The following is a 6,564-nucleotide window of genomic DNA, read 5'->3' as shown; positions in this document are numbered from 1 at the left end:
GGTCCGGCCCGCGAACCGCGCCGTGATCGTCGCGGGCCCCGTGAGATCGAAGGGCACCGACAGCGTGCCGGTGGAGACGATGCTGCCGGCGGGGATCGTCACGCCGCGCTCGCGGGCCACGGCGAGGAGATCGGTCAGCGCCGCCAGCGGGTCGGTCTCGTCCTCGCCCGTCACGGCGCGGACCCGCTCGACCCCGTCGACCGCCACCACGAGGCTGTCGGCCAATGCGGCGAGGTCGCCCGATCCGATCGCCGGCCCGATCACCAGGGACTGGAAGGCGGAATTGTCGGCGCAGAAGCTCGGCCAGCCGACGGCGCGCCGGTCGAGGAAGCGCGACAGCACGAGCTCGAACGCGACGCGGGTCTCGGCGACGACGCTCGCGGCTGCGGCCACCGGCGCGTCGGGGGCGATGTCGCGCCCGATGACGTAGGCGATCTCGAACTCGACGGTCACCGCCCCGGCATGCGGCATCCGGATTTCCGCGCCATCCGCGTGAAGCTGCCCCTTCAGCACGCGCCCGGCGATGGAGCGACCGACGCCCGAGCTGCGCTTGCCCTTGTGGCTGCCGATGGCGAGCTTCCAGCCGGCGAATTCGTCGCCGATGGCGTCGAGCAGCCGGTCCTGGATGGCGTAGCCCTCGGCCATCGTGCGCGGGCGGACGGCCTCGGGGAGTTCGGCGAGTTGCCGGCCCTCGCGGTAGGCCGCGTGGAGCAGGTCGGCGGCGGGCCGGGGGTCGAAGGCGTCGGTCATCGGCGGGCCTCGTGTGCGGTGCGGGCAGGTGCCCGGTCTCTACCGGATTTGCGCGCCTTCGCGCGCCCGTATGCTCAGGACTTCGAAGTCGGTTCGGCCTGCAAAGTCGGTTCGGCCTGCAGAAAATCGAAGTCGCAGCCCTCGTCCGCCTGCAGCACGGTGTCGTGGAAGAGGCGCGCGTAGCCGCGCTTCGCCCAATCCGGCCGGAGCGCGGGGGCGAGGGCGGCGCGGCGGCGCTCCATCTCCGCCGCGTCCACCAGCACGTCGATGCGCCGCCCCGCCGTGTCGAGGCGGATGGTGTCCCCCGTCCGGACCAGGGCGAGGGGGCCGCCGACGGCCGATTCCGGCGTGATGTGCAGCACGATGGTGCCGAAGGCCGTGCCGCTCATGCGGGCGTCCGAGATCCGCACCATGTCCTTGATGCCCCGCGCCAGGAGCTTCTTCGGAATCGGCAGGTAGCCCGCCTCCGGCATGCCCGGCGCCCCCTTCGGCCCGGCGTTCTGGAGGACGAGCACGTCGCCCGGCGCCACGTCGAGGCCGGGATCGTCGATCCGGGTCGTCATGTCCTCGACGGACGTGAAGACCACGGCCCGGCCGGTATGCTGCAGCAGGGCGGGACTCGCGGCGCTGTGCTTGATCAGCGCGCCGCGCGGGGCGAGGTTGCCGCGCAGGACCGCCATGGCGCCGACGGGCTTGATCGGGTCGTCGACGGAGCGGATCACGCTCTGGCCCGGCACGTCCTCGGCAACGGCCACCACGTCGCGGAGCGTCCCGCCCGCCACCGTCAGGGCGTCGCGGTCGATGAGATCGCCGAGGTTGCGCAGCAGGGCCGGCATCCCGCCCGCATGGTGGAAATGCTCCATGTAGTGCTGCCCCGAGGGCTTGAGGTCGATCAGCACGGGCACGTCCCGCCCCAGGCTGTCGAAGGCGTCGAGGTCGATTCGGCAGGCGGTCCGGTTGGCGATGGCGGTCAGGTGGATCAGGCCGTTGGTCGATCCGCCGATCGCCTGCAGGACCACCTGCGCGTTGCGGAAGGCCGCCGGCGTCAGGAGTTCGCTCGGGCGTGGGCCCCCCGAGACCGCCATCTCGGCGGCGCGGCGCCCGCTCAACTCGGCGATGCGGATGCGCTCGGCGTGCGGCGCCGGCACGGTGGCGCTCATGGGCAGGGAAAGGCCCAAGGCCTCGATCACGCAGGCCATGGTGCTCGCCGTGCCCATCACCATGCAGGTGCCCACCGAGGGGGCGAGCCGGCTGTTGACCCGCTCGATCTCGGCCTCGTCGATCTCGCCGGCCCGGTGCGCGCTCCAGAGGCGGCGGCAATCGGTGCAGGCGCCGAGCACCTCGCCCTTGTGGTGGCCCACCACCATGGGGCCGACCGGGATGACCACGGTGGGCAGGTCCACGCTCGCCGCCGCCATCACCTGCGCCGGCAGGGTCTTGTCGCAGCCGCCGATGACGAGGACCGCGTCCATGGGCTGGGCCCGCAGCATCTCCTCGGTGTCCATCGCCATGAGGTTGCGCAGGTACATCGAGGTCGGGTGCGCGAAGCTCTCGTGGATCGAGATCGTCGGGAACACCATGGGCAGGCCGCCGGCCAGCATCACCCCGCGCTTGGCCGCCTCGATCAGGGCCGGCGCGTTGCCGTGGCAGGGGTTGTAGTCGCTCGCCGTGTTGGTGATGCCGACGATCGGCCGGTCGAGGGCGTCGTCCGAGTAGCCCGCCGCCTTGATGAAGGCCTTGCGCAGGAACAGGGAGAAGCCCGCATCGCCGTAGCTGGTGAGGCCCTTGCGCAGACCCTTGCTCATGATCGGTCCGATTCCGTTCTCAGGATGCCACGCGGGCGCGGGGGTCGACGCGGGCGATGCGCGACAGGAGGTAGTCGACGTCCGCCTTGCCCTGCGCCGACAGGGCGGCGGCCGGCTTGCGCTGGGCGTCGGAGGCGAAGATCCCGCGACGCTGGAAGACGTACTTGCGCACCGCCAGCCCGAGCGGGCCCTGCTGCTGCTCGTAGCGCAGATACGGCAGGTGCGCGTCGAAGAGGTCGTGGGCCGCGTCGCGCTCCCCCGCCGCCGACATTCGCACCACGTCCACCAGCATCTCGGGGAAGGCGTAGCCGGTATTGGCGCCGTCCGCCCCGCGCTCCATCTCGAAATCGAGGAAGAGCCCGCCATTGCCGGTGAGGATCGCGATGTGGCGCATGGAGCCGTCAGCCTCGAAACCCCGCAGGGTCGTGATCTTGTCGAGCCCCGGCCAGTCCTCGTGCTTGAGCATGACGCAGGAGGGGTTCTCCGTGACGATCCGGCGGATGACGGCGGGCGTCATCACCACCGAGAAGGTCAGCGGGTAATCCTGGATCACGAAGGGCACGTCCGCGCCGATGGCCTCGGCGGCGTTGCGGTAATAGGCCACCACCTGATCGTCCGTGCGCAGGGTGTTGGGCGGCGCGATCATGACGCCGGCGGCCCCCAGCTCCATCACCTCGCGGGCGAGGGCCCGCATGGCGGCAAAGCCCGGGGCCGAGACGCCCACGAGCACGGGGACGTCCGTGCGCCCGACGACCCGCCTGGCGATGGCGACCGCCTCCGCATGGTCGAGCTTCGGCGCCTCGCCGAGCTGGCCCAGGATGGTCAGGCCGTCGATGCCGGCGCCCGCGAAGAAATCGCACATCCGGTCGAGGGAGGTCTCGTCGACCCGGCCGTCGGGGTGGAACGGTGTGGGAGCGATGGGGATCACCCCCTTGATCGCGCTGGTGAGAGCCATGGTGTCCTCAGAGGGTCTGACGGCGGGGGCCGCCGGGCGGAAATCAGCGCACCGCCAGGGCGGCCGGGTTGACGAGGTTGCGGGGCGGCTCGCCGCGCAGGATGCGCAGCATCTCCTCGGCGGCCCCGAGCCCCATCACCCGAAGGCTCTCGGCGCTGGTGCCGGCCACATGCGGGGTCAGGAGCAGGTTGGGACAGGCGAAATACGGGTGGTCCTCGGGCAGCGGCTGCACATCGAAGACGTCGAGGGCCGCGCCGCCGATGGTTCCAGCCCTCAGGGCGGCGGCCAGGGCCTCGGCCCGCACGATGGGGCCCCGCGCGACGTTGATCAGCACCGCGTCCGGCCGCATCCGGCCGATGAGGGTCTCGTCGACGAGGCCCCGCGTCTCGGGCGTCAGTGGGCAAGCCACCACCACGGCGTCGCTCTGCGCGAACAGCGCGGCGCGATCCACCGCCTCGAACAGGCCGTCCTCGGTCCGGGCGCTGCGGGAATGGCCGAGCACCCGCATGCCGAAGCCGGCCCGCGCGATGCGGGCGACGCGCCGCCCGATCTCGCCGGTGCCCAGGATGCCGATCGTCGTGCCGCCGATCTCGGCGAGATCGCTCGCCAGGGACTTGGCGGGACCCCAGCCGGCCCCGCGCAAGGCGCCGTCGAGGGGGCCGAGGCGGCGGCGCAGGTGGAACAGGGCCGCGAAGACGTATTCGGCCACCGCCTGCGTGTTGCTGCCGGGCAGGTTCGCCACCGGGATGCCGCGCGCGGTGGCGGCCTCCAGCGGCACGAAATCGAGCCCGACGCCGTGGCGCACGATGCCGCGCAGGCGCGGCGCGTGGTCGAGGATGTCGTCGGGCAGCTGCGCCCGCACGATCAGCCCCGCCGCCTCGCGCGCCAAATCCCGCAGGGTCGCGGGGGCCGTGTCCGGGGCAGTCACCACGCGCGCCTGCGGCGCCAGAAGGGCCACCGCCTCCGCGTGGATCGGGTTGGTGAGGACGACCAGGGGACGGTCGGTGTCGGATGCGCTCAACGGGGCTACCTTGCTCGGGGACGAACTTCGGAAGGGGACGTTCTGAACCCGGCGGGTCGGCTCGCCTTCAGAAAAACGCCTGCAACCCCGTCTGCGCCCGCCCCAAAATCAGCGCGTGGACGTCGTGCGTGCCCTCGTAGGTGTTCACCGTCTCGAGGTTCTGGGCGTGGCGCATGACGTGGTACTCGCCCATGATGCCGTTGCCGCCGTGCATGTCGCGGGCGGTGCGGGCGATGTCGAGGGCCTTGCCGCAATTGTTGCGCTTGATCAGCGAGATCATCTCGGGCGCCATCTTCCCCGCGTCGAACAGGCGCCCGACCCGGAGCGCGGCCTGGAAGCCGAGCGCGATCTCGGTCTGCATGTCGGCGAGCTTCTTCTGGACGAGCTGGGTCTGGGCGAGGGGCCGCCCGAACTGCTTGCGCTCCAGGGTGTAGGCGCGGGCCCGGTGCCAGCAATCCTCGGCGGCGCCCATGGCGCCCCAGGCGATGCCGTAGCGCGCCCGGTTGAGGCAGCCGAACGGCCCCTTCAACCCCGAGACGTTGGGCAGCAGCGCGTCTTCGGGCACCTCCACGTCCGCCATCACGATCTCGCCCGTGGTGGAGGCGCGCAACGAGAGCTTGCCCTTCAGGGTCGGGGCGGAGAGGCCCTTCATGCCCTTCTCCAGGACGAAGCCCCGGATCGCGCCCTCGTGCGCGTCGGATTTCGCCCAGACCACGAAGACGTCGGCGAAGGGGGCGTTCGAGATCCACATCTTGGCCCCCGACAGGCGGTAGCCGCCGTCGATCTTCTCCGCCCGGGTCTTCATGCCGGCGGGGTCGGAGCCGGCATCGGGCTCGGTGAGGCCGAAGCAGCCGATCCATTCGCCCGACGCGAGCCGGGGCAGGAATTTGCGGCGCTGGTCTTCCGAGCCGTAGGCGTGGATCGGGTACATCACGAGGGAGGATTGCACGCTCATCATCGAGCGGTAGCCGGAATCCACCGCCTCCACGGCCCGCGCCACGAGGCCGTAGGCCACATAGGACGCACCCGCCCCGCCGTATTCCTCGGGGAGCGTCACCCCGAGCAGCCCGCGCTCGCCCATCTTGGCGAACAGGCCGGGATTGCTGGTCTCCCCCGCGTAGGCCTCGACGATGCCGGGCAGCAATTCCTCCCGCGCGAAGGCTTGCGCCGCCTCGTGGATGGCGCGCTCGTCCCCGGTGAGCTGATCCGCGAGGAGGAAGGGATCGTCCCAGGCGAAGTGCGCGGAGGCGGGGGCGGTGGGCGCGGCGGAGCCGGGCGGGCGCGTCGGGGCGTTCATGGGTCTGTCCTCCGGACGGTCTTGGGCGGTTTCCTCGCCCGTTGCCGGCGATCCTAACAGGCCCGGCCGGGGAGACCAGCCGCCGGAGATCCGCCGCGAGAGACCCGTGACGTTGCCCCGGCCCGCCAAGCGCGCCATGACGTCAACCTCACGAAGAAAGACGTCAGCCCCGCGAAGACGGGCGGCGGGCGGGACGCGGAGAACCGGCCATGGGCGACACGAGCGCGCGCGAAGAGGCTTCCGACCCCCTGTCCCGTTGCCTGCCGCTCGCCGGCATCCGCGTGCTCGATCTCTCGCGGGTGCTCGCCGGCCCGTGGGCCGCCATGTGCTTAGGGGATCTCGGCGCCGAGGTGATCAAGGTCGAGCATCCGCAGGGCGGCGACGACACGCGCGACTGGGGACTGCCCACGGGGGCGACCAACACCTCGTATTTCGACAGCGCCAACCGCAACAAGCGCTCCATCGCCCTCGACCTCACCACGGCGGAGGGGCTCGCCACCGCGCGGGCGCTCGCGCGGACCAGCGACGTGGTGGTGCAGAACTTCAAGACCGGCGGCGCCGACCGCCTGGGCCTCGGCTACGCGGCCCTCAGCGCCGAGAACCCGGGCCTGATCTATTGCTCGATCTCCGGCTACGCCTCCGACGGGCCGGAGGCGGCGCGGCCCGGATACGACATCGTGGTGCAGGGCGAGGCCGGCCTGATGGCGCTCAACGGCGAGGCGGACCGCCCGCCCCT

6 protein-coding genes are annotated in these 6,564 nt (G+C 71.9%); 1 reads left to right on the top strand and 5 read right to left on the bottom strand.

Annotated features, from left to right (window positions below; all coding sequences use genetic code 11):
* From JWQ05_RS12685 to JWQ05_RS12665, 5 genes are all read right to left on the bottom strand, one after another.
* Positions 1–750, bottom strand: a 750-nt coding sequence (locus JWQ05_RS12685) for a fumarylacetoacetate hydrolase family protein (protein WP_299658806.1), incomplete at its 3' end; no start/stop codon positions are given.
* Between the two features lie 74 nt (positions 751–824).
* Positions 825–2,555: an IlvD/Edd family dehydratase gene (locus JWQ05_RS12680; protein ID WP_299658805.1), complete on the bottom strand. Its 1,731-nt coding sequence runs from the start codon at positions 2,553–2,555 to the stop codon at positions 825–827.
* Between the two features lie 19 nt (positions 2,556–2,574).
* The gene (locus JWQ05_RS12675) at positions 2,575–3,510 is read right to left on the bottom strand and encodes a dihydrodipicolinate synthase family protein (RefSeq protein WP_299658804.1); all 936 of its coding nucleotides are present in this window, start codon (positions 3,508–3,510) and stop codon (positions 2,575–2,577) included.
* Between the two features lie 43 nt (positions 3,511–3,553).
* Positions 3,554–4,531 (bottom strand): NAD(P)-dependent oxidoreductase, encoded by a 978-nt coding sequence (locus JWQ05_RS12670; RefSeq protein ID WP_299658803.1) that lies wholly within the window; start codon positions 4,529–4,531, stop codon positions 3,554–3,556.
* Positions 4,532–4,598: 67 nt separating this feature from the next.
* A complete protein-coding gene (locus JWQ05_RS12665; RefSeq protein ID WP_299658802.1) occupies positions 4,599–5,828 on the bottom strand; it encodes an acyl-CoA dehydrogenase in 1,230 nt (409 codons plus the stop codon).
* Between the two features lie 209 nt (positions 5,829–6,037).
* Here JWQ05_RS12665 and JWQ05_RS12660 point away from each other — a divergent pair.
* A partial coding sequence (locus tag JWQ05_RS12660; protein ID WP_299658801.1) for a CoA transferase occupies positions 6,038–6,564 on the top strand: 527 nt, incomplete at its 3' end.

This window comes from Methylobacterium sp. (assembly GCF_028290105.1).
Taxonomy (GTDB): Bacteria; Pseudomonadota; Alphaproteobacteria; order Rhizobiales; family Beijerinckiaceae; genus Methylobacterium.
Note: the sequence above shows the minus strand (reverse complement) of the source record. Positions and strands in the feature narration are given on the sequence as shown.

Excerpts from the sequence above, each read along its gene's own strand:
- JWQ05_RS12680 (WP_299658805.1), bottom strand. The coding sequence starts at position 2,555 with ATGAGCAAGGGTCTGCGCAAGGGCCTCACCAGCTACGGCGATGCGGGC.
- JWQ05_RS12675 (WP_299658804.1), bottom strand. The coding sequence starts at position 3,510 with ATGGCTCTCACCAGCGCGATCAAGGGGGTGATCCCCATCGCTCCCACA.
- JWQ05_RS12665 (WP_299658802.1), bottom strand. The coding sequence starts at position 5,828 with ATGAACGCCCCGACGCGCCCGCCCGGCTCCGCCGCGCCCACCGCCCCC.